Raw genomic sequence first — 22,647 nt, forward strand, 5'->3', positions numbered from 1 at the left:
CACCGCCTCCTGCTTGAACTCTTCTGTATGCTTGATCATCTCGTCGGTCTCCTGTTGCGAGCTCTAATCGCTCAGGTGACCGGCGCAAAAACGTTACAAGTCCACGCTACCCAGCGCAAGATAACGAGCCATGATACGTCGGACCTGCTCGGCCTCCTCCGGCACTATCACCAGCTTGCGGTTTCTGATCTTGTAGCCGAGCGGTACCGGACCACCCATCCAGATCCCCTTGCGCTTGGAAGCAGCGATCTTGTCGCGGATCCGCTCTCCTGTGACCTCGCGCTCGAACTGAGCGAAGGAGAGCAGCATGTTGAGCGTGAGCCGCCCCATGCTGGTTGTGGTGTTGAAGGCCTGGGTGATGCTGACGAAGCTGGCACCTGCGTTGTCGAGTACGTCAACGATGCGCGAGAAGTCCGAGAGCGAGCGGGTCAGGCGATCGATCTTGTAGAGGAGCACGATATCCACCTGTCCCGCTTCAATATCGGCCAGCAATTGCTTCAGACCCGGGCGCTCCATATTGCCTCCTGAGAAGCCTCCATCATCATAGCGTTCGGGGTTTACGACCCAACCCTCGTGTCGCTGACTCAGCGCGTAAGCGGCACAGGCCTCGTATTGTGCATTCAGGCTGTTGAACTCCTGCTCGAGCCCGTCCTCGGTCGACTTGCGCGTATAGATCGCGCAGCGCAGGATCTTCTCAGCCACGTGAGGTCAGTCCGAAGAACCGCGGGCCAGACCACGATGTACCCGTTACATGCCGGGCGATCTCGCTCAGCGAGTTCCAGTCCCGCTCCTGGAAGCGAAAGCCGGTCTCAAGCACCTCCACGAGCAGGGTCTGGCCGTTCCATTCGCGTAGCAGGCGCGCACCGGGCGAAAGCTTCTGTCGAGCGGCGGACGCGGCACCATCGCCTGACTTCGCCAGACGCATCAACTCTCGCCTGACCAGCGCCGGCAGGCGCCCTTCCCGCCTCTCCTGCAGCCGGTAAGCCAGCAGCGAGCGAAGTAGCGGAACTGCGACGTTCGGCGGCAGACCGTCGGCTACTGCGCTCCATCGCTCGCGAAGCTGTGCCTGGGACAGGTTCTCCAGCTCGGTGAGCTCTTTCTCGAGCCGGCTCACTCGCCGCTCTCCGCAACGATGCGGTAGCGGCTGAGGCCATCGAGCTTCGTTCTGTCAAGCGATGCCCCCTTCTTCTTCAGTCCGGACAAGAAGGCCCGGGCTGAATGCGGTTTCCACCCGGTCGCAGAAGTGATCTGCTCGAGAGTTGCGCCGCTCGGCTCGCGCAAAAGGGTGCAAACAACGTCGGCTTTAGATGGGAGTGGCGCAGCCTCGCTGGGCGCCGGTGACTTGCTGCTCATGGCGTTCTCCTGGTGGCGGAAGGCACAATCGCCTCCCACCACCTGAAGCTCCGGCAGTCTCAGGCCGCCGGAGGTTCCGTCAAGCGCGTCGATCAACAGGTGCAGCAATGCTCGGAATTGGCGAACAGTCCAGCCCAATCCGCGGACCGGCCCACGCAGTTCTCCATTCAGGATAACATATCCTCGACAAGATACTTTAACCCGAACGAGAAAACATATAGAGGGAGGTTTGGGGGATGAAGCGATGAAACTGCGAAAGATGATCTTGGTTGCTGCAACGGCAGTTGCATGCGGGCTTGGCTTGCCTCTGGCTTCCCAGCAGGTCGCGGAAGTTGCTCCGCTGGTACCGGAGAGCACATCAGCTATAGGCTCGGAAGATACGGGCAATCTGTATCAACCAGGCTCCGCCCAACTGACCGAGGCCGATGTTGAGGCCTGGCTGGATGGCTATTTGCCGGCGTCCCTTGCCCGAACCGATATCCCTGGTGCGGTCGTTTCGGTTGTGAAGGACGGCGAGATCCTTGTCAGCAAAGGCTACGGCTACGCCGATGTTGCTGCAGAGATTCCAATGGACGGCGATCGAACTCTGACCCGTATCGGATCAACGAGCAAGCCGTTCACCTGGACTGCGGTCATGCAACTGGTCGAACAAGGCAAGCTCGACCTGGATCGGGACATAAACGAATATCTCGACTTTGAGATTGATCATGAGCCCTATCGGCCGATCACTCTTCGCGATCTGCTCAACCACCGCGCAGGCTTCGAGGAAGGTCTGAAGAACCTGCTGATGGTCGACCCGGAGAACTTTCCGACGACCGAGGCGTACTTGAAGCAGAACCGCAGGCCGGTGATGTTCCCCCCCGGCGAAGTGCCGGCCTATTCAAATTATGGCACTGCGCTGGCAGGCTACATCGTGGAGCGGGTCTCTGGCGAACCGTACGACGAGTACATCGAGCGCCACATTCTCGAACCGCTCGACATGGAACGTTCGACAACAAGGCAGCCTTTGCCAAGCAGGCTGACGGACGGAATGGCCAGGGGCTACATGGATGCGTCCTCACCGCCCCGCCCTTTCGAGATCGTGACTACCGCTCCGGCCGGCAGCATCTCCGCCACGGCGACGGACATGGCCCGCTTCATGATCGCGCATCTACAGCAGGGGCAATATGAGGATGCGCAGATCCTTGAGCCGGATACCGCGCGCCTTATGCATAGCGCTTCCGCTCCGCATCGAGAGGGCTTCTCGACCATAGCGCATGGTTTCTTCCGTGGACGGGAAAATGGCAGGCTGGTGATCGGACACGGCGGGGACACGGTCGCTTTCCACACCGACATGAACCTGCTGCTAGAAGAAAATGTCGGCATCTTCGTCAGCTTCAATGGCCGCGGCGCAAGCGATGCTGTCTATGCCGTTCGAGAAGATCTGTTCGAAGCATTCATGGACCGATACTTTCCGGCTCCGGCAGGGGCCGGCGCCGAGCCACTGCCCGTGCAAGAACATGTCGATGAGATAGTCGGCGCCTACGAAAGTTCGCGGCGGGTGGAATCCGGCTTCATCGGTCTCTTCTACCTTTTGCAGCAAGAGGAGATCATCGGGCACGACGACGGTACGATCAGCCTTGCCTCCGGTGAAGAAGGTGAACGCTTTCATGAAGTGGAACCATACGTCTGGCAGGAGATTGGCGGTGAGAGGCGCCTCGCGTTGACCGAGGTAGACGGGCGCAAGGCAGTTATCGACAGTGATAATCCTATCTCGGTCCTTCAGGCGGTGCCGTTCGCACGCAGTTCGGCCCTCAACATGCCTGTGCTTGCAGCGTCGCTGCTCATCCTGCTGGTGACGTTAGTTGCATGGACGGTAAAAGCCACTTTGAACCGGGTTTACGGAAGGGCAGAGTCGCTTAGCGGCCCAAGCCGCACCGCAGCTTTCCTGAGCAAGCTGTCCGCCCTCGCGGTCGTGCTTTATCTCGTCGGCTGGTTCCTAATCCTGCAGCCGGTGCTGGCGAACGATCTTCACGTCTACGATGACAGCCTGGATAGCTGGGTGCGTCTCATGCAGGTTGCGGCTATCGTGCCGATCGCCGGCGTCCTCATCTGCGCGTGGAATTCGTGGCTCGCCTTCAAGGATGGACGCGGGCGGCTGGCGATTGCCGGGAGCCTCCTGCTACTGGCGGCGATGATCGGCGTCCTCTGGATCGCCTACATGGGCGGCTTGATGAGCTGGAATCTGAATTACTGAGTATGTGGCGTCCAGCCGGAATGGAGCATAGCCTATGAAGAAGACCGGGAAGATTTTGACCGCTTCCATGACAGCGGCTGCGCTGGCGGCGTCCAGCATACAGGCAAGCAGCCAGGATTTCTCGAAATACAGCGATGAGGCGATTGCAGAAGCGCTCGCCGATCGAGCCGATGTGCGCATGATCGAGATGGTTGCCATGCGCGACGGCGTACGCCTCGCCACTAATATCTACATGCCCAAGGATGCGGACTGGCCTTTGCCAACCATCCTTTGGAAAACGCCCTACAACGAACTTTCCTATCAGGATCGGACGAGCCGCCGCGCGCTTGAAGCTGTTTCACGCGGCTTCGCCTTTGTGGTGCAGAACGAGCGCGGCCGCTACTATTCGGAAGGCAAATACGAGATACTCGGATATCCGCAGACGGACGGTTACGACACGATCAGCTGGATTGCCGATCAGCCATGGTCGAACGGCAAGGTGGGCACTCTAGGCTGCTCCTCTTCGGCGGAATGGCAGCTCGCGCTTGCTGCGATGGATCATCCGGCACATGCGGCGATGGTACCGATGGCCGCAGGAGCCGGCATCGGAAAGGTGGGGCCATTTCAGGAACAGGGTAATTGGTACACGGGTGGAGTCCCCCGCAGCCTGTTTTTTGTTTGGCTATATGGCGTCGACAATCCTCTGCGCGCGCAGCTACCCGGGGGGCTGGACCAGCCGACGCAGGCACAGATTGCGCGATACAACGATCTTGCGGCAAAGAAGCCGGCGGTCGACTGGACGCGGCAGATCCGCCACTTACCACTTTCGACCCTGCTGTCCGATCTTGGAGAGCCGGCTGGCACCTATGAAAATCTGATTGCCCGTAGCCCTGCCGACCCCGAATGGAAGGAAGGGGGGCTGTATCACGATGACATGGGCTGGGGCGTTCCAGCCCTGTGGTTCAACAGTTGGTACGACGTTTCGATCGGTCCGAACATGGCCCTGTTCAATCACGCCCGCTCGGTAAACACGGACAAGAAAGCGAGCAGCAACCAGTATGCAGTGATCGGTCCGAACAATCACTGTCGTTTTTCCGAACTAGGGCCCGACTTCGTGTCCGGCGATCGTGAGCTGGGCGACGCGAGCTTTCCTGTTGACGATCAGGTATACAGCTTCTTTGATCGGTGGCTAAAGGGCGAGACGCGGGCGTTTCCCGCATCCACCGCACCTGTCCGCTACTTCACCATGGGCACGAATGAATGGCAAAGCGCGACCCAATGGCCGCCTAAGAGTGCTCGAGACGTCACTTTGCACCTGCGTTCATCTGGTGGGGCAAACAGCTTGTACGGAGACGGAAGGCTTTCGGTCGATCCACCTAGAAGCGAAGAAATCGCAGATCGCTACATCTATGATCCTGCCAATCCGGTTCAGACTGTCGGCGGGGGCGACTGCTGCAATGGCGGGCTGGTCAAGGCAGGTGCTTTCGATCAGCGGCTGATCGAAGCGCGTGACGATGTGCTGGTCTATACGAGCGAGCCTCTGACAGACGCCATGGAGGTATCTGGTTTTGTCGAGACGGTTCTCAGCGTTTCCTCCGATGCGCGGGATACGGATTTTGCGGTGAAGCTCGTCGACGTCGCGCCCGACGGAACGGCCCACATCTTGGGCGATACGATACTGCGCGCGCGGTACCGCACCGGATTCGACAATCCGCAGCTGATGGAGGCGGGGGAGGTGTACCAGGTATCGCCCACTCCGATTACGATCAGCAATACATTCCTGCCGGGACACCGTATTCGCATCGAAGTTACATCATCGAACTTCCCAAAGTTCGCACGCAACCTCAACACGGGCGGCTCAAACGAAACTGAAAGCGAATTCGTGATCGCGCACAACACGGTCCATCACTCGCCCGGCAAGCTGTCCTATATCAAGCTTCCGGTCGTCCCGGCTGACCGTTAAAGTTCCAACGACCGACTTCATGCGCTGGTAAATACACTCATCGGCAGCGTCCGCTGCCGATGAGTGTAAGTCTGACGCCCTCTACTCTCCCAGCGTTGCTTCGAAGAAGCGGCGGCTCTCATCCCAGACCTTCTGCCAGTTGGAATAGAGGATAATGTCGTGCGCTTCGCCCGGCAGGAGTACAGTTCGGACATCTACTCCCCGGTCGGTCAGCTTCTGGTGCAGATCGATTGTTTCCAGCACATCTACGCTCATGTCGCGGTCGCCGCTGATAAGCAGGACCGGTGAGGTCCAGTCGTCAATTGCCGCAAGCGGAGAAGATTCGAATGCCAGCGGCCGATCCGCTTCGCTTACGCCGAATATGTAGCTGGGGTTCTGATGTCCCGGCGTCGGAGACGGCCAGCTCCAGTCAAAGACGCCGTGAATGGCAACGCCGGCCGCGAAAAGCTCTGAATCCCGCGCCAGCGCATGGGCGGTTAGCAATCCGCCATAGGAGCCGCCCCAGATCCCGATCCGTTCTGGATCGACGTCCTCGCGCTGCGCCAGCCAGCGCCCTGCACCTAGCACATCGGCGTATTCCGATGCGCCGCGCCATGCCCGCCCCGGTGCCTCGCGGAAGTCACGCCCATAACCGGTGCCCGAGCGATAATTTATGCTGACGACGACATAGCCGAGTTCCGCCATGCGCCGATTAACAGCGAAGTCCTTGGCGTAGTAGCTGCCGAAGTGAAAGCCGGGGAACATCTGCCGCGGCGGCCCGCCATGAACATATACAACGGCCGGATGCGGGCCTTTCGTCGCCGGAAGGAACAATTGCGCCGGAACCGTGCCGCCGTCGCTGGCGGGGATCCGGACAAGCTGCGGCGGAGGTGCCGTGAAGGTGTGGGAATAGCCGTAATTCTCCGGCTCCTCGGAAAGGGCGAACCGGTCGGTGCCCAGATCCAGCACGCGCAGGAGCGGCGCATCTTCATCATCGCCGCCCGTGAAGGCGACATAACGGCCATCGCCTGATGAACGAGCAAGGCCCATGACTACGTCAGGGCTCGCAATCGCCTGCTCCCGTCCGGTCGAAACCTCAACTTCGGACAATTGCCTCGTGTCGATATTGCCGCAATTGTGAATGACGAACAGAAGGTCTGCAGCGGCAAGCTCGCTCTCTGCGACTTCGCAGCCGGTGGGCGTGAGGGCCCGCGCCGATCCTCCGCTGCGGGGAATGGCATAGAGCCGCGCCCAGCCGTCTTCCTCAGACCTGACGACGATGTTGCGGTCGTCGGCCCAGCGCAGAATTCCTTCCGGGTCGTCCGTTAGTATCGATCCCGCTTTGCCGGCTGGCTCGTACAGCGTCCGCACCTGCCCGGAAGCGATGTCGACCGTCTCGACCGCGATAGGCTGATTTTCGGTTATGTCGTAGGAGACCGTATGCTGGCGAGCAGGCCAGCGCAGATAGGCGATGGTCTGGCCGTCGGGCGAGATTTGGGGGGAACTCAGGCGGTTCGGCCCGGTAACCAGCCACTTCACCTGCTCTTGCCCGAGCGTGTACTGACCCAGGAACGACCACCCGCCGCGATCCTGCACGAAGTAGAGCGTCTGTCCGTCTTTCGACCATACGCCCTGGTTGAACCCGCCGCCGCCCGGCACGAGAACCGCTGGCTCCGCAGTCGGCTGTGCGAGGTTCACCGACATCAGGTCGCGCCCTTTACGATAGACCATTCGCTTGCCGTCGGGCGTGAATTTCGGACTGAAGCCGACGCCGATCTCGATTGGCGCCGCGCCAGGCTGTGTGCTCATCAGCCAGAGCGTCGCCGAGGGGGCCTGCAAGAGATCCGCCGGGTTGAACGCTTCCCCCGAGCCACTGAACGGCACCCCGGTCAGATAGGCGACGTAATCACCCTTCGGCGAAGCATAAACACTCGTGATCGGCTGCCCCCCGACATCGGACTGGCCGAACAGCTTCACCGGCTTGAAATCTGGTGCCTGCGCAAACATCAGGTGAGTCTCGTCGCCTTGCGCCACGAGCCACGCGAAGGCCGAGCTATCCGATGCGCTTACTTCGGTAGCTATTGGGAATTCCAAAAATTCATCAGTTTCTTGCGCCGCTAGCGGCATGGCGGTGAGCAAGGCTGCTACAGAAAGAAAATACTTGGTCGCAGGCATTCTCAGCCCCCTTCTTCATGTTGCGCTGACCGGATACGGTCTGCGGAATTTAGCAAACATCGGCTTCCGTCTTAGCCGATGGAAATCGCATCCTAGGTTAGCTTCGGCAGGCACCGCCATCCGGCCACCCCGTCCAGCCCGGCCCGCGAACGACACGCCCGGGCATGGCGCCGGTATGTTCGCCCTGCGACAGCACCTGTTCGCCGTTGATGAACACATCGGTCACCCCGGTCGCATACTGGTGCGGCTGATTGTAAGTCGCATGGTCGCTGACGGTCTCCGGGTCGAAGATCACGATATCAGCGAAATTTCCGACGCTCAGGCTGCCGCGCTGGCGCAGTCCGAGGTTGGCTGCCGGCAAGGACGTAAGCCCGCGTATTGCTTGGGCCAAAGGCAACGCTTTGTCCTCGCGCACATATTTGCCGAGCAGCCGAGCGAAGTTGCCATAGGCGCGAGGATGCGCTGCACTTTTCAGCGTTTCACCCTGGGCCGCAGGTGCAGCCGCATCGGATCCAAAGCTCATCCACGGAAGCGCCGTCTGCCGGGCGACGTTATCCTCCGACATCATGAAGTAGATCGCGCCGATCTCGCCATCCTGCAGCACGAGGTCGATCGCAGTTTCTTCCGCACTCTTTCCGCGTACCACAGCGATATCGGCTAGGGTCTTGCCCATCAGCGGCTCCAACGCGGGGTTTTCCGAACTGACGAGCAGAATGCCTTCGGCACCGGCAGCGCGCAGTAGGTTTTCCCATTCGCTTTCGGCGGCGCGCATCTCGCTGAGCACTTTCGTGCGCGTCTGCGGATCCTGCAGCCGTTCGAGCATGGCGTCCCGGCCGCCCGCCTGCACCCATGGGGGGATTACCGCATCAAGACCGGTTCCACCCGCCGTGTAGAGATACATGTTGGTGGTGAGCCTGATGCCGGAACGGCGCGCTTTCTCGATCTGTGCCACAACCTCCGGCAGCCGATCCCAGTTGCTCTTGCCCGCAAGCTTGAGGTGGTAGATTTCCGCCGGGAGGCTCCCTTCCCGGGCGATCGTGATCACCTCGTCGATGGCGGTGCCGATGTCGTCGGCTTCGGACCGCATGTGGCTGATATACATGCCGCCGCAGCGCCCCGCTTCCTGCGCCAGTGCGACGAGTTCGGGTGTCTCGGCGTAATTGCCGGGAGCGTAGATCAGCGCCGACCCGACGCCCATCGCGCCTTCTTCCATGGCATTGCGGACAAGCGCCCGCATCCGGCCAAGCTGTTCGGCATCGGGGTCAACGTCCCCCTCGCCAAGTTCGTGGATCCGCACGGTAGTCGCGCCGACAAAGCTGGCGACATTGGGCGAGACGCCCTTCGTTTCCAAGAACTCGAGATACTCGCCGAGGGTGGTCCAGCCGATCGGGGCGCTGTTTTCGCCCAGTTGCCCTTGCAGTTGCTTCCGCATCGCATTGTTTATTGGGCCCATGGTCCAGCCCTCGCCGAACACTTCCAGCGTCACCCCCTGGCGGATGTCGGACATGCCGCGGCCATCCTCGATCAGCGAGCGATTGGCCCAGCTCAGCATGTTGATGAAGCCCGGCGCAACGGCCTTCCCGGCAGCATCGATCTCTTCGCGCCCCTGTCCGCGCACTTCCCCCATGGCGACGATCCGATCGCCCTTGACAGCCATATCGCCCATGTAAGGCGCACTTCCGCTACCGTCGTAGATCGCGCCGTTTCGTATTACCAAATCATAGGTCGTGGGGGCCTCGGCGATCTGCGCAGTGGCACAGCCGGTCACGGATGCGAGAAGCAGCGCGGCTGCGGAAAAGCGAGCGGTCCTGCTGGACCTTTTGTTCGTAGCAGAAATGTCGAGCCCTCCCCGTTTGATCGTGTTCTTCGCTTGCCAGCCATGCTCGCCACGTAGAATACATCTATACCGGAGACACTATGGTCCCAATCGGAGATATGTCAAACAGCGGACACAGATCTGCGAGCGGCTTCTACCTGCCTCGCACCGCCTCGGCTGCGCGCATTATCCGCAGCACATTTCCGCTGGCCATCTTCTCGATATCTGCCGGGCTGTAACCCGCTTCCAGCAGACGCTGGGTCACGACCGGCAGAGCGGTAATGTCCTCAAGCCCCTGGATGCCGCCGCCGCCGTCCCAATCCGCGCCGAAACAGACATGGTCGACCCCAGCCACTTCGATCAGGTTCAGCAAGGCCGTCATATATTGTTCGAAAGTGGTGGACCACATGGGCTCGGTCTTGTTGAGCGCACGCCACTGGCGCACCAGCTCCGCCTGTTCTGCAGGGGACATTCCGGCGATGTTTTCGTATCGTTCGAACAGCACGCCGCGTTCTTCGGAAAGGTTCATGTCCGAAAGGAACACGGTCGACATGCACATCGCGCCGCCGCTGGCCGCCAATTGGCGGATCCGCGCATTGTCTAGGTTCCGCGGGTGGTCGAAAGCCGCCTCGGGAGAGCTGTGGGACAGCAACAGGGGCGTCTTGGAAAGCCGCAGCATTTCGTCGAAAGTGGCATCCGAGGAATGGCTGCCGTCGATCACCATCCCCAGCCGGTTCATCTCTGCGACCCATTGACGGCCAAGCGGGCTCAACCCGTTCCACTTCGCCTCGCCGCCCGCTGCGTCAGCGAACTGGTTAGTAACCGAATGCACCGGCCCCGCGAGCCGGACTCCAGCGTCGTAAAATTCCTGCAGCAGCGTCAGGTCTTTACCGATCGGATAGCTGTTCTCGATCGCCTTGAGCGCGACGAGCTTGCCCGCGGCGGCGAGGCGAAGGACTTCGTCTGCCGTGCGGGCAAAGCCGATCAGGCGGGGATGGGCAGCGATCTCCCTGTCGATCAGGGCCGAACGTTCCCGGGCGAATGCCAGCGCATCGCGGTACCCTTCAGGCGTCAGATCACCCTGTTCGGTGTAGATGACGAAGAATCCGCCATCGAGGTGGCCTTCTGCCATGCGCCCGAGATCAACCTGCGCGATGTCGTTCTCGATCGTGTGACGCTCCGCGAAGTTCCAGCCCTCCCGGCCGAAATTGATCGGGGTATCGAGATGGGTATCGAGCACCAGCATGTCGCGATGCAACGCCTTGGCGCTGGCCGTAACCTGCGATTGGGTCGAAGAACAGGCGGCAAGGCTCAGGAGCGCTGCGCCCAAGGGAATGGCATATTTCATTGCTGCTCCCCCACCGGTTTGAGATCCAGATCCTGATAATCCCAGCTGAAATCCGCGATCTTGCTGACAGGCTTCATAGTCACGCCTGTGACCTTGCCATCGGCATCGAGGGCGAAGGTGACATAGGCAGGCTCAAGCGCAGGATCGTCGAATTCGGTGACGAAGCTGTCATATTGCCAGTGCGCGAGCTGCCCCGTCATGCGGGGCGTCGATGTGAAATCGATGGTCAACCCGTTCGGGCCTTCGCCGATCACCACGTCACCATACCAGGGGTCGCGATAGCTGCCTGCATAGCGCGACAGTTCCAGCGAAGGGCCGACCCCGGCAGGAGCGGCCTTCGCGCTCTGCAGGAATTGTCTTCCCCCCTCCAGGCGCTGTTCGAACCAGGTCTGCCACTTGGTGGTCCAGTCGTAATCGGGCGCGTCCAGATAATGATCGAGCAGGTCGTAGGTCAGGCCCAGCAACATGCCGCTTTCTTCCGAATTCGTCATGATGGCGAAGCCTACATCCAGATCCGGGATCATCACCACGCGGGTGATCGAACCGAAGACACCGCCGCCGTGCGAGATGATGCGATGCCCGCGATAGTCGGACACTTGCCAGCCTAGCGCGTAGGCCTGGCTCGTAGGCTGCGCAGGCTTGAGCGGATCGGGCAATTGCGAGATCGGCATGATCGTTACGGGCGTCCACATTTCGCTAGCCTGCTCTTCGCTGAACAGCCTGCCGCCGTCCGGCAACGCGCCATGCGCCAGCTGGATCTTCAGCCAGTCGGCCATGTCCTCCGCGCTGAGTGCCAAACCCCCGGCAGGCGCGGCGGTGCGGCCAAGCTCGTCACGTTCGTCGAGAACCTGCTGTTCGCCAAGACCGCGCAACGGCCCGGACAGGCGAGCATGGGGATGGGAGCGGTTCGCCGTGGCGAAGCGTTGGGGGCTGTCGCTAGTGGCATTGTCCATACCGCCTGCGCGCAGAACGCGCTCGCGCACGAAGTCTTCCCAGGTCTGCCCGGTTACTTCCTCAATCAACTGGCCGGCGACGGCATAGAGGATGTTGTCATAGGCGTAGCCGGAGCGGAAACTCGTCTTCGGCTTGAGATGAGCTACACGCTCCACCGTTTCGCGGCGCGTTAGGTTGGTCCGCGGCACGAACAGCAGATCGCCCTGCCCGAGACCCAGCCCGCTATTGTGAACAAGCAGGTCGCGTATCGTGATTTCACGCGTCACCCACGGATCATACATGCGGAACCACGGCATATGCTTGATGACCGGGTCGTCCCACTCAATCTTGCCTTCATCCACCAGGATAGCCAGGGCAGCGGCGGTCTTGGCCTTACCGGTGGATCCGGTCTGGAACAAGGTTTCGCCATCGACGGGCGCGCTTTCGCCCAGCTTGCGCACGCCCCAGCCGCGTGCCAGCGTCGTCTCCCCATCCTCGACGATGGCGATGGCAATGCCCGGCGCGCCGATCTTCTGGCGCAGCGCTTCCACCTCCTGCGCGATATCGACAGGCGGCTCAGCCCATGCCGCCGCAGGAACGGTCAGAACGAACGCCGAAGCGATCAGGTGGATATGCTTCATGGTTGGGCTTCCGTTGTTTGTGAGGAGCTGCGATTGAGAAGTCGGTAAGTGACGATGCAGAGCAAGGGCACGACATAGACGGCCAGGAACAGCCAGGCGAGAAAGGTATAGCCGCTGGCGATCAAGTCGACGAGGCCGATCCGCGCAGCGACGAACATGCACCCGGCAAGGATCGCCGAAGCAATGGCCGCCCGGGCGAGAGTTCCGGGAGCAGGCCGGTTCCGAGCCTCGACCGCACCCGCGATCCTCTCGTTCACCGCATGAATTGCGCCAACCCCGCTCTCCAGCAATGCCGTGAAGATCATGAGCTGAAAGACGATCTGGAACCCCGGGATGCTCATCTGGCGAAGCAGAAAGTCGGAGGGCAAGGTCTCGTCCCCGATAGAGGGATAGAACGCGACCATGGCGACGAAGAACAGGATGGCGGGCAGCATCGTCAGTGGCCCCGCAATCGCACCGGCGATCAACGCGTCGCGGCGGCTGGTCAGGTGTCTTAAGACGGGCAGGATAATGACCGCGCCGACGATGTTGTAACTTGCATAGGTGAGACCACCCGCAAGCCAGCCGTCCAACGGCGGGGGCGAGTTGGCGAACCCCTCACCGATGCGATCACCGAAAGTCGCCAGCGCGAAGATCAGGAAGAGCGCATAGACCGTGTAGATCAGGAACGAGGCGTAGCGGAACAATTGCTCCACCGCTGCAGTGCCGAAGGACGTCGTTACGAGGATCGCGACGGCAAGGATGATCGATCCCAGCACGGGAGGCCAGCCGAATGTCGCCGCCCCGATCTCTCCCGCCGCCGCGCCGAACACCGCGACGATCAGGATCACGAAGATCAGATACGCCAGTTCGAACAGGATCCATCCCGGACCCATAAGCCTGCGAAAGAAAGTCTTGTAATCATAAGCCCGCATCTCGCGCGCCATCATGAAGGTGACGGCCGCCACCAAGCTCCAGATCGCGGTGGCGAAGAGCATACCTGCAAGACCGCCCCATGGCCCTGACGGGATAAAATATTCGGCAAGCTCCCGGCCTGTCGCATAGCCGCCGCCGATGATTACCGCTTTGAGAGCGAAGCCCGGCAGAAGGAAGCGCTGGAACCAGCTGCTCTTCCCGTTGGGAGCGGCTTCAGTCATGCGAGGCAGGCATCTACGAGAGCTTCGAACGCCGCGCCGCCGCGCACCGGATCTGCGACCGGAAGCTGCAAACGCTTGCTTTCGGCTTTCATCAGCGCCTCCGCTTCACCTTCGTCGAAGCTGGAAGTGTTGAGGCTTACACCGGCACAACGGATCGCCGGATTAGTTCGGCTGCCCAGTCGGATGGTCATGTCGATCACCTCTTCGACTGAGGGCACGTCGAAGCCATTCAGGCCCAGGATTGTCTTGCGGGTGGGGTCATGGCAGACGACGAATACGTCCGGCTGGCTGCCATGCAGTAGGCCGAGCGAAACGGCAGCGTAGGATGGATTGAAGATCGATCCCTGCCCTTCGATCAGATCCCAATGCCGATCTTCCGCATCCGGACTGAGAACCTCCGCCGCACCAGCTTCGAAGTCGGAAATCACCGCATCCATCGGTATGCCGCGGCCCGCGATCATGATCCCGGTCTGGCCGGTCGCCCGGAAATCCGCGTCGACGCCGCGCTTCGTGAAGGCACGGTGCAGGGCAAGTGCCGTGTATTTCTTCCCCAGAGCGCAATCTGTGCCGACTGTCAGGAGCCTCTTCCCGCTGCGCTTCCGACCCGTTCCGACCGGTAAATCGCCGGGCGGATTACGAATGTCGATCAAGCGTCGGCCATTGCGCGCGGCAGCCTGTTCAAGTTCCGGTATGCTTGCGAGCCGCACATGCAGTCCGCTGACAATATCTAGGCCGGCATCCAAAGCTTCCACCAGGGCCGAGATCCAGCTCCGGCCAATTATTCCGCCCTGATTGGCAACGCCGATCACCATAGAACGTGCACCGGCCTCCTTCGCCTCGGCAGGCGTGAGCGTGGCAAGGCCAGTGGTGACCGTCGCGCCGGGAATGGTGAACTCGCCGATGCACTGGTCCGCGGCCCAATGCGCGAGGCCGAAAGCGGTTTTGGCGAAGCTGGGTTCGGTTGTATCGCCCAGGAACAGCAAGTATGGCTGCGGCAGGATAAGCTCCTGTGAAAGGCGCGGTAGGGGAGCATTCATCTCTGCCAAACTCCATTATCTGTAGGGAACGCGGGCTTACCCCGCTGGCGGTGCCATAGTAGCGTCAGCTCGACCGAAGTGATTCTCGGCAAGAAACTCCAACCCTCCGGCGACAGCCGTCCCGATATTGATATAATGTCCTGATCGGAAAATTGTCAACCAGAATGGGACCGCCTTCTACCAGCCCCAAATGCCTCGCGGGCAGTGAATAAGGCCATCGGCATAGGTTACGCCCGGATCGCGGTCGCGGGCGAGGAAAGTCGGGCCGTCGAGATCGACCACGTCGCAAAACTGGCCCAGTACGTAGGATGGAGCCATGGACAGACTGGTACCCATCATGTTGCCGACCATCACGCCCAGGCCGAGCTGCCGGGCCTGCCGCGCAATCGCAAGCCCCTCGGTCAGCCCTCCGCATTTATCAAGCTTGATGTTGACAATATCGTACCTGCCGACGAGCGACGCCGTATCAACGAGGCTTAAGGCACTCTCGTCCGCAACAAAGGGGAGCGGCCGCTTGAACCCGTCTAGGTCGCCCTCGGCGCCTCGCCGCAGCGGTTGCTCCAGCAGCGCGATGCGATTTTCGAGCAAGGCAGGGACGAGTTCGCGCAAGCTGTCCGCCGAGTAGCCCTGGTTGGCATCGACCCCGATCCACGCGGTTTCGCGTGCCGCCCGGATCGCCTTCAGGCGTGCCTTGTCAAGTTCAACTTCGCCTGTGAGCTTTACCTTGATCGGCGCATCGGGGTTCAGCGCAAGCGCCGCCTCGGCCATCACGGCAGGATCGTCGGCACCGAGGGTCAGCGCAGAAGGAAGCGGCTTAAGCGATCCGAGCCCCGCAAGCTTCCAAGCCGGCTGCCCCTGCTGCTTCGCCTCTAAATCCCAGAAGGCACAATCGATGGCGTTGCGCGCGCCGCCCGGCGGCAGCACCTGCTGCAATTCCTCACGGTTTCTGCAGGCCTCGACCGCTGTCTTCGCCTGTTGCGCCTCCGCCACCATGTGGTCGATATCATCTCCAAGGTAGTAGACCCCGGCCCCTTCACCCCGGCCGGTGTGTTCGCCGTCGGAGAGTTGCGCGACAAGCACCGATGTCTCGGTGAAGACGTGTCCGGATATGCGAAAAGGCTTGCGATAGGGAAACTTCTGGACGTCAAGCGTCAGCGTTAGCCCGTTCTGGTGATGAGCAACCATTAGTAGACCATCCTGAAGCCGTAGAGATTATAGCCGAAGGTCACCCAGACGAGCACCAGTGCCGACAGGAGCAGCAGGATCGCACCAATCTTCATGGTCCAAGGGCGCTTGACCCTGAAACTGAGCCACAGATGCCAGGCAGCCGTAATCAGAAGCCCCAGTGTCGCGATCGGAGTCAAGAAGCGGAGCAGGTTGATCAGCCAATCAAGCGGACCGCCGACACTGCCGAGATCGCTGGAGAAGGCGATGATCAGCACCACCCAGCCCACGACCGCGGCAACGGTCAGCCATGCAAAGGCCCTCGACAGGCGCCAAGCCAGGAGGCTGCGGTCCTCCAGCGCGAATTTCGCGCCGTAGTTGCGCCTCACTCGTGCTCGTACCGGCCAGGCTATAGCTGCCAGGAACACCAGCACCAGTGCAGCCAGCAGCGCCGGCAGGAGCCAGGCAGCATTGTAAGCAGCTGGGGCTGGCTCCAGCACCATGAATGGGGAGATCGCATCGGTGCTTACCCGCACTACCCGCCCGTCCTCGACTTCGGCTGCAAGCCTTTCGCCGGTTGCTGTGTCGCGCCAAACAAACGGCTCGACTTCGACCCAGTCGCGTGCAGCGGCACTCAAGCCGTCGAGCGCAGGCAGGGCGATCTGCCCATCCGCATCGACGACGATCTCGAGGGGCCCCAGGAGGCCGATCAGCCGCATGAAATTCGTGAAGGAGCCACGGCTGCTGATGTAATTTCCAGCGATCATGGCGGCATGTTCGCGCGCCGTCTGCTCTTCCACCCTCGTCTGCGGAACTTCGCCTGGAAGATAGCGGTCGGCGAATGCATGGAACAGGCTGCTGCGGATCGCACCCGAGGCACCCTCGATCCCGGCACTGTTCATCGCGATGAAGATGCCGACGTCGTCTTGGGGGAAGAGCCACAGATAGCTGTGGAACCACTGCGTATCGCCGCCGTGGGCGATCGCGCGGCGGCCGTTCACCTGCTGTTCGTAGAAGCCCAAGGCCATCGTGTTCAGCGGACCGACGCCGGGCGCACGGTAATTGTGCATGGTCCTGGCGGTGCTCGGCTGAAGGAGGGGGCCGCCCTCGTTCAGATGCGCCATCATGAACTTGGCCATGTCCGCACCGGTAGCGGACAGGCTACCGGCGGGTGCCGGGACCACGATCTCGAACGCCTTGGCATCTTCAGTGGAAACCGAATAGCCGCTGGACATCAGCGGCTCCAGCCGAGCGGGCAGGGGCTGCCGAAAGGTTGAGCGGGTCATGTTCAATGGGGTGAATATGCGCTGGTCGATATAATCGTCGAAGTTCATGCCGCTCGCGCGCTCGACGATATAGCCGGCCAGCGCCGTGGCGTAATTGGAATAGGCGGGAGTGGTGCCGGGTGCGAACACACGCTCCGGCAGGGCCAGCGGCATCTGTTCGCCAAGTGACATGATCGCATCGGGATCGTCGGTGATCAGATAGCGTATCGATTCCTCGAACCCCGCCGTGTGCGTCATGATATCGCGAAGCGTGATCGGCTCGCCTTCGAAGGGCGGAATCTCGAAGTCGAGATACTGGTTCACATCGGCGTCAAGGTCGAGATTGCCTTCTTCCACCTGCTGCATGACGGCCGTCCAGGTGAACAGCTTCGAAACAGAGCCGGGTCGGAACAGCGTCCCCTCGGCGGTGACGGGCTGACGAGAGTCCACATCGGCATAGCCGTAGCCTTTTTGGAGAACGACCTCATCATCCTCGACCACCACCACCACGGCCCCGGCGATACGGCCCTTGTTCAGGGCATAAGGGAGAAAGCCGTCCAGCCAGGCCTCTACATCCTGTCGCGTAAGCTCTCTCGCTGCAGCATCTGTCGCAGGTGCTGCGGAACCGGCCCGCTGCTGCGCAGCCGGAGCGCCGCCGGGAGCAGGAACCTGCGCTGCCAGTGGAAGGGTCGCGAGTGCCGCGAGTACCAAAATGATCTTCTGTATAAATCGCATAGCAATCTCCCCCAGCAGCGCTCTTATGAGCCTTGCGGCACCGTGCCCGACCTATTACGAGTCGGACCGACCGCACGTGCAAAGGCGTAGCGTTATCAGGACATAATGGTCCTATTTAGAGAATTGTCAAATCAGGAGCCATTATTACATGGGTGTGCAGTCTAAGACCCGGACGCTTGGCGAAGTCATTCGCGAGATCCGTTCCAGAAATAGCTGGACACTCAAGGAGATGAGCGAGAAATCCGGCATCCCGGTCTCCACCCTGTCGAAGGTTGAGCATAATCGGCTTACCCTCTCCTATGATAAGCTGCAGCAGCTCAGCCAGCGGCTAAACATCCGCATGTCCGACCTCTTCGCCGAAGCAGAACCGGATAATGCGCCGCCGCGGGTAACGGGGCGCAGGAGCATCGGCCGGCTGGAAGAAGCCGTGCGGGTTACCACTGAAAACTATGATTATTACTACCTCTGCACCGATCTTCGACAGAAGCGGATGATCCCCATCGTCACGCGCATTCGCGCGCAGAGCGCGAAAGAATTCGGCGAATTGGTGCACCATCATGGCGAGGAATTCATCTATGTCGTCGAAGGAGGGATCGAGGTTCACTCCGAATTTTACGATCCCGTCAGGATCAATGCCGGAGAAGGCATCTATCTCGATTCATCGATGGGGCACGCCTATGTCACCGCCGAAGGCTGCGAAGAAGCCGTCGTCCTGGGCGTCTGCTCCAGTGAAGATGATGGCCTGATGGACTCGCTGCTCAATCTGCGCGAGTGAGACGAGGCCGCCATCGCGATTTCCTGATCGAGGCGACTGCGCTGCCCTCACCTGCTTCTGGAAGCTGCCCCCCTGCCTACATGGGTCGATCCGGTCGCACCGCCACTTTCTTGCAAGCGGCATTACCGGATCGGCGCGAAATCAGCGAACCCGGCCGTAGACGTATTCATGCTGGGCATCGCGCACGGTTAGCGTAGGCTGCCCGCTCTGCTCACCGACAACGGCCTCGACAGGGACCAGGCCGGCACCAGCCGTGATCAGCGACGTGCTGCCATCGGCATTGACCCGCGTGGCGACTGGTCCTTCTACAAACCCCGCCTTCATCCAGTAGCCATTATCTGTTTCGTTGATGAGGATCGAGCCGATTTCGGGATGCTCGTAGAGACCCGTCAGCCCAGCCAGTACCACAGGATCGCCCGGGAAGGTCAGACGCTCGCGCTTCGCCGCGGCGGCCTTGTCTATCCGCGCTGCAGCGGCCTGAATGTCCTGCACCGCTTCGGGTTTGCCGTCATAGACCACTTCGAGCATTCGGCGCAGGAACGGCGCCAGCATGGCTGCGCCATTGTCCGAATTGGTGAGGATGACCGCGCCGATCCCAGCGTCGGGCAACAGGTAGAAGTTGCTGTGATAGCCCTGAAGAGTGCCGCCATGCGTCACGACCGTCACGCCCGCTTCCTCGCGCTCCATCAGTCCCATACCGTACCAAGCGTCCTCACCAATCGGCACACCGCGCTCGCGGCGCTTGAGGATATTGGCCTCGCTCACCACACGCTCACCTTCTGACGACAGGCCTTCGGACAGTTCGAGCTGCACATATTTTGCCATGTCCGCAGCAGTCGACCACGCCCCGCCAGCGGGGCGGTGCGGCGTGATGAGATGGTTGAACCGGTTGGAAAGCAGCGTGACATCGCCTTCGATGTCGTTTCCGTGCGGACGCGCCCAATTGCCGCTCTCGCCGACCTCGAGGTCGAAGGTCGTGTTGTCCATGCCCAGCGGGTCGAAGATGCGGGTCTGCATCGCCTTGTCGAAGGCTGCGCCCAGTTCCATCCCGGGAAAGGCCAGCGCGCCGCCCAAGTAGCCGGCGGCAGAGGCCATGAGGTTGTTATACTGGTAAAGTTCACCGAAATCGCTCGTCGGCTCGCTCAGGCTCAATTGCCGGAATGTATCGGACGCCGGGGCGCCGCTGTCAGCCAGGATGAATGCATAATCCTGCCGTGGCAGTCCCGTGCAGGCGCAGACCAGATGGCGCACCAGCGTCGACTTCGTGGTAGCATCGCTGCCCAGGCGGAATTCGGGATAGAGTTCGGTTACCGGCTGATCCCAGCGCAACCGTCCCTCGTCAGCCATAACTGACAGCAACAGGGTGGCCATTCCCTTGGTGTTGGAGGCGATCATGAACTTCGTGTTCTCATCGACTGGCTTGTCAGTGCCGAGTTCCCGTACGCCGACGCCGCCCTCCCAGACCACTTCGCCGTCGTCGATCAAAGCGATGCCGACACCCGGCACGTCCAGAATGTCGGCCGAGCGTGCTACGAAATCGCGCAGCATGTTCACGCGTTCGGGAGTAAGCGCATTGGGAGCCTTGCCGGCAAAGCTCTCGGGCGTAAAACCCGCCGGACGGATGCTCTGGCCGACGAGCGATATGGCAGCGGACCGCTTGTTGGCGACCAGCTCTGACCCTTCGACGATGAGCACGACCCACTCGCCGCCCTCGCGAAGCGCAGTCGCCGACGCGACGGCACGTTCGTTAGGAGAGGTTTCATAGGCTATGTTGACCCGTTCTTCCCAACCGTCTCCAGGTGCTCCGGCCGTAACCAGCTCCGTCTTCCGCATCGCCTCGGGGTTGTAGATCTCCCACGCTGATGCAGCGGCAGCCGCAGCATTGGCGGCAGCCCCGACATCGACGACTGAAAGTCTGAGATTACCTTCGGGTGCGGTGTAGATCACGGCTGTATCCCGCGTGGCGCGGGTCCAGTCTTCGGGCGCGGTGTAGATCGCCTCGGCAGACGCGTCGCTCGCTGCTTCGGATCGGACGGGTTCCTGCGCCGCCAGTGCCACCGGAAGGCTCGACAAGGCCAGTGCGAATAGAAGTTTCACGTGCAATTCTCCCAAGAAAAGAGCGGTTAAGGCGCCGCGGCATACTCTTGGCCTTTGACCTTAAGAGCATGGCCTGGAACCGCCGCCCGTGACCCAATCAGGATACCAGTCGGTAAAGGGTATATGGTTGCGCCTCAAAGGAGAAGCGAGTGTCGTCGCCCTCACCATAAAACTGGATCAAACCGAGGGGACCGTAAGGCGTGGTCTCGCCCGTAACCTGTTGGAAGAGGCGCGGGCCGACCTGCTCCCACCGGATGGTCTGGTCGGCGATTGTGACCTGGATGCCGTGCTCGCCATCGCGGCTGACCTGGATCAGGCTGGATGGATCGACCCGGTGGTTTGTATAGGAGCGCCTGTTGGTCCGATAGGTGCCCTCCGCAAGTTCGGCGGGCGCACCCTGCCACTTCGGCAGGCGTTCCGTCGGGAAGAGTCGATCGAGCACCAGCGCGCTGATCTCGGACCGTGCGGTGGAGGCGGCATTGCCGCCCGTCACCGATATGTAGAACCCCAGGTTTTCTTCCGGGACCAGCAGCAGGTTCGAGTGGAACTCTCCGGTGTTCCCGCCATGGCCGACGATGCGGGGATTGGAGGCGCGGCTTTCGAGGAAGCCGTGGGCGATACCCGGCAATCCGGGCGAATTGGCCGCCAGGCGCTCGCGCATTTGGCGCGCCGTTTCAGGCCTCAGGATACGCTGGTCGCCGATCCGCCCATCCTGGAGATGGGCGATCATGAACCGGGCCATGTCCGTTCCAGTGGAGGACAGCGAGCCGGCCGGCGCAATATTGTAGATCATTTCGGCGGGCTGCGCTTCGAAACGGCCGTCCTGCCATTCATACCCGACCGCCACGTCCTGCTCCCACGCTTCTGGCAGGGGCTCACGAAACGTGCTGCGGGTCATGCCAGCGGGCTGGAAGATGTGCCGGTCCACATAATCCGAGAAATCCTCGCCGGAGATCCTCTGAACGATGTAGCCGGCCAGCGCCGTGGAGTAGTTCGAATAGGAGACTTCCGTTCCAGGCTCCCGCACCCGCGCCGGAATATGCCCGGCGAGCCAGGGGCCGAGCGCCTGATATTCGTCGGGCGAACTGACGAACATGTCCTTGTAGCCGTCCTCGAACCCTGCACTGTGATCGAGCAGATGCCGAACGGTTATGTCCTGCGGGAAAGTGTCCGGGATCGAGAAGTCGAGGTACCTGTCGACAGGATCGTCGAGGTTCAGCCTGCCCTGTTCGACCAGCTGCATGATTGCAGTCCAAGTGAACAGCTTCGACACAGATCCGGGCCGGAACAGGGTTCTCGCCGGATCGACCGGGCGCCGAGTCTCGACATCTGCAAAACCGTAGCCGTTCTGAAAGACGATCTCGCCATCCTTCACGAGCACGAATACGGCGCCTGCCAGCTCGCGATTGGCAATCGCCATCGCCATCGCACCGTCCACGAAATCCTCGATATCGGCGACTCGCTGGTCGACGGTGGTCGAAACCTCGGCGCGCGGCAGTTGCGCCTGGGCAGCCGCGCTTACCGATGCCGATGCCAGCATCGTGGAAAGAATGATTTTGATCCCGCAACGACTGAATGTCTTTATCATGCTTTTGCTGTTCCCGATAATTTGCTGGCGGACGTGGAGAACGTCCGCCTCTCGGATTGATGCGGATTAGAACTCAACCTTCGCTCCAACTGTGAAGAAGCGACCAATGTTGTCGTAGTGCGCACTGCCGGTGGTTGTAATGAGGGGCGGCTTTACGTCGAAAAGATTGTTGACGTTCCCAAAGAAGGTGAATCGATCCGCGACTTCGAATCGCGCGTTTAGATCCACATAGGTGCGCGCATCGATCTCGCCGTTCACGATGTCTTGTTCGTCGTTGAACTGACCGCCGCCGACATAGCGGGCGCGTGCCCCGATCCCGAACGCATCTTCGTCGTACCCGACTGACAGGAGACCGCGCCATTTCGGCAGGCCATCGACGACGGAATCTCCGACGTTGCCAGCAACGTCACGGCGGTTAAACCCAGTC

At 61.1% G+C, this 22,647-nt stretch carries 17 protein-coding genes; 3 read left to right on the forward strand and 14 right to left on the reverse strand.

The annotated features are described in order from the left end of the window. Positions 1 to 93: 93 nt before the first annotated feature. From G7A66_RS09200 to G7A66_RS09210, 3 genes are read right to left on the reverse strand one after another with little or no spacing between them, the layout of a single operon-like run. On the reverse strand, positions 94 to 702 hold the full coding sequence (locus G7A66_RS09200; RefSeq protein ID WP_174295397.1) for a recombinase family protein: 609 nt from the start codon (positions 700 to 702) through the stop codon (positions 94 to 96). Further along, the gene (locus G7A66_RS09205) at positions 695 to 1,114 is read right to left on the reverse strand and encodes a DUF2924 domain-containing protein (protein ID WP_174295398.1); all 420 of its coding nucleotides are present in this window, start codon (positions 1,112 to 1,114) and stop codon (positions 695 to 697) included. Before G7A66_RS09205 ends, G7A66_RS09200 begins: the two co-directional genes overlap by 8 nt. After that, complete coding sequence (locus tag G7A66_RS09210; protein WP_232366779.1) at positions 1,111 to 1,449, reverse strand: DUF3489 domain-containing protein; 339 nt, start codon at positions 1,447 to 1,449, stop codon at positions 1,111 to 1,113. The genes G7A66_RS09205 and G7A66_RS09210 overlap by 4 nt, the downstream gene beginning before the upstream one ends. A gap of 205 nt (positions 1,450 to 1,654) precedes the next feature. Here G7A66_RS09210 and G7A66_RS09215 point away from each other — a divergent pair, with 205 nt between their 5' ends. After that, the gene (locus tag G7A66_RS09215) at positions 1,655 to 3,589 is read left to right on the forward strand and encodes a serine hydrolase (RefSeq protein ID WP_174295399.1); all 1,935 of its coding nucleotides are present in this window, start codon (positions 1,655 to 1,657) and stop codon (positions 3,587 to 3,589) included. Positions 3,590 to 3,623: 34 nt separating this feature from the next. After that, positions 3,624 to 5,531, forward strand: a complete 1,908-nt coding sequence (locus G7A66_RS09220; protein WP_174295400.1) for a CocE/NonD family hydrolase — start codon at positions 3,624 to 3,626, stop codon at positions 5,529 to 5,531. Positions 5,532 to 5,612: 81 nt separating this feature from the next. Here the strand turns inward: G7A66_RS09220 and G7A66_RS09225 are convergent, their stop codons facing one another. From G7A66_RS09225 to G7A66_RS09260, 8 genes are all read right to left on the reverse strand, one after another. After that, complete coding sequence (locus G7A66_RS09225) at positions 5,613 to 7,685, reverse strand: S9 family peptidase (protein ID WP_174295401.1); 2,073 nt, start codon at positions 7,683 to 7,685, stop codon at positions 5,613 to 5,615. 97 nt (positions 7,686 to 7,782) lie between these two features. Beyond that, positions 7,783 to 9,453: an N-acyl-D-amino-acid deacylase family protein gene (locus tag G7A66_RS09230; protein ID WP_332310527.1), complete on the reverse strand. Its 1,671-nt coding sequence runs from the start codon at positions 9,451 to 9,453 to the stop codon at positions 7,783 to 7,785. 202 nt (positions 9,454 to 9,655) lie between these two features. Then, positions 9,656 to 10,849, reverse strand: coding sequence for a dipeptidase (locus G7A66_RS09235; RefSeq protein WP_174295402.1), 1,194 nt, complete (start codon positions 10,847 to 10,849; stop codon positions 9,656 to 9,658). Further along, on the reverse strand, positions 10,846 to 12,423 hold the full coding sequence (locus tag G7A66_RS09240) for a serine hydrolase (RefSeq protein WP_174295403.1): 1,578 nt from the start codon (positions 12,421 to 12,423) through the stop codon (positions 10,846 to 10,848). The genes G7A66_RS09235 and G7A66_RS09240 overlap by 4 nt, the downstream gene beginning before the upstream one ends. Then, positions 12,420 to 13,559: a YkvI family membrane protein gene (locus tag G7A66_RS09245; protein ID WP_174295404.1), complete on the reverse strand. Its 1,140-nt coding sequence runs from the start codon at positions 13,557 to 13,559 to the stop codon at positions 12,420 to 12,422. The genes G7A66_RS09240 and G7A66_RS09245 overlap by 4 nt, the downstream gene beginning before the upstream one ends. After that, positions 13,556 to 14,596 carry a DUF1611 domain-containing protein gene (locus G7A66_RS09250; protein ID WP_174295405.1) on the reverse strand — a complete coding sequence of 347 codons (1,041 nt, stop codon included), beginning with the start codon at positions 14,594 to 14,596 and terminating at the stop codon, positions 13,556 to 13,558. The genes G7A66_RS09245 and G7A66_RS09250 overlap by 4 nt, the downstream gene beginning before the upstream one ends. 177 nt (positions 14,597 to 14,773) lie before the next feature. Further along, the gene (locus G7A66_RS09255) at positions 14,774 to 15,781 is read right to left on the reverse strand and encodes a dipeptide epimerase (RefSeq protein ID WP_174295406.1); all 1,008 of its coding nucleotides are present in this window, start codon (positions 15,779 to 15,781) and stop codon (positions 14,774 to 14,776) included. Beyond that, a complete protein-coding gene (locus G7A66_RS09260; protein WP_174295407.1) occupies positions 15,781 to 17,760 on the reverse strand; it encodes a serine hydrolase domain-containing protein in 1,980 nt (659 codons plus the stop codon). The genes G7A66_RS09255 and G7A66_RS09260 overlap by 1 nt, the downstream gene beginning before the upstream one ends. A 148-nt stretch (positions 17,761 to 17,908) precedes the next feature. Here G7A66_RS09260 and G7A66_RS09265 point away from each other — a divergent pair, with 148 nt between their 5' ends. Then, the gene (locus G7A66_RS09265; protein WP_174295408.1) at positions 17,909 to 18,535 is read left to right on the forward strand and encodes a helix-turn-helix domain-containing protein; all 627 of its coding nucleotides are present in this window, start codon (positions 17,909 to 17,911) and stop codon (positions 18,533 to 18,535) included. Between the two features lie 141 nt (positions 18,536 to 18,676). Here G7A66_RS09265 and G7A66_RS09270 read toward each other — a convergent pair whose 3' ends face one another. The 3 genes from G7A66_RS09270 to G7A66_RS09280 form a co-directional block, all read right to left on the reverse strand. Continuing rightward, on the reverse strand, positions 18,677 to 20,632 hold the full coding sequence (locus G7A66_RS09270; RefSeq protein WP_206675151.1) for a serine hydrolase domain-containing protein: 1,956 nt from the start codon (positions 20,630 to 20,632) through the stop codon (positions 18,677 to 18,679). A 97-nt stretch (positions 20,633 to 20,729) separates the two neighbouring features. Continuing rightward, on the reverse strand, positions 20,730 to 22,220 hold the full coding sequence (locus tag G7A66_RS09275; RefSeq protein WP_174295409.1) for a serine hydrolase domain-containing protein: 1,491 nt from the start codon (positions 22,218 to 22,220) through the stop codon (positions 20,730 to 20,732). Positions 22,221 to 22,286: 66 nt separating this feature from the next. Continuing rightward, the coding region (locus G7A66_RS09280) for a TonB-dependent receptor domain-containing protein (RefSeq protein WP_174295410.1) at positions 22,287 to 22,647 on the reverse strand (361 nt) is incomplete at its 5' end.

Origin of the sequence: Alteripontixanthobacter muriae, assembly GCF_013336795.1 — a bacterium.
Lineage (GTDB): Bacteria > Pseudomonadota > Alphaproteobacteria > Sphingomonadales > Sphingomonadaceae > Pseudopontixanthobacter > Pseudopontixanthobacter muriae.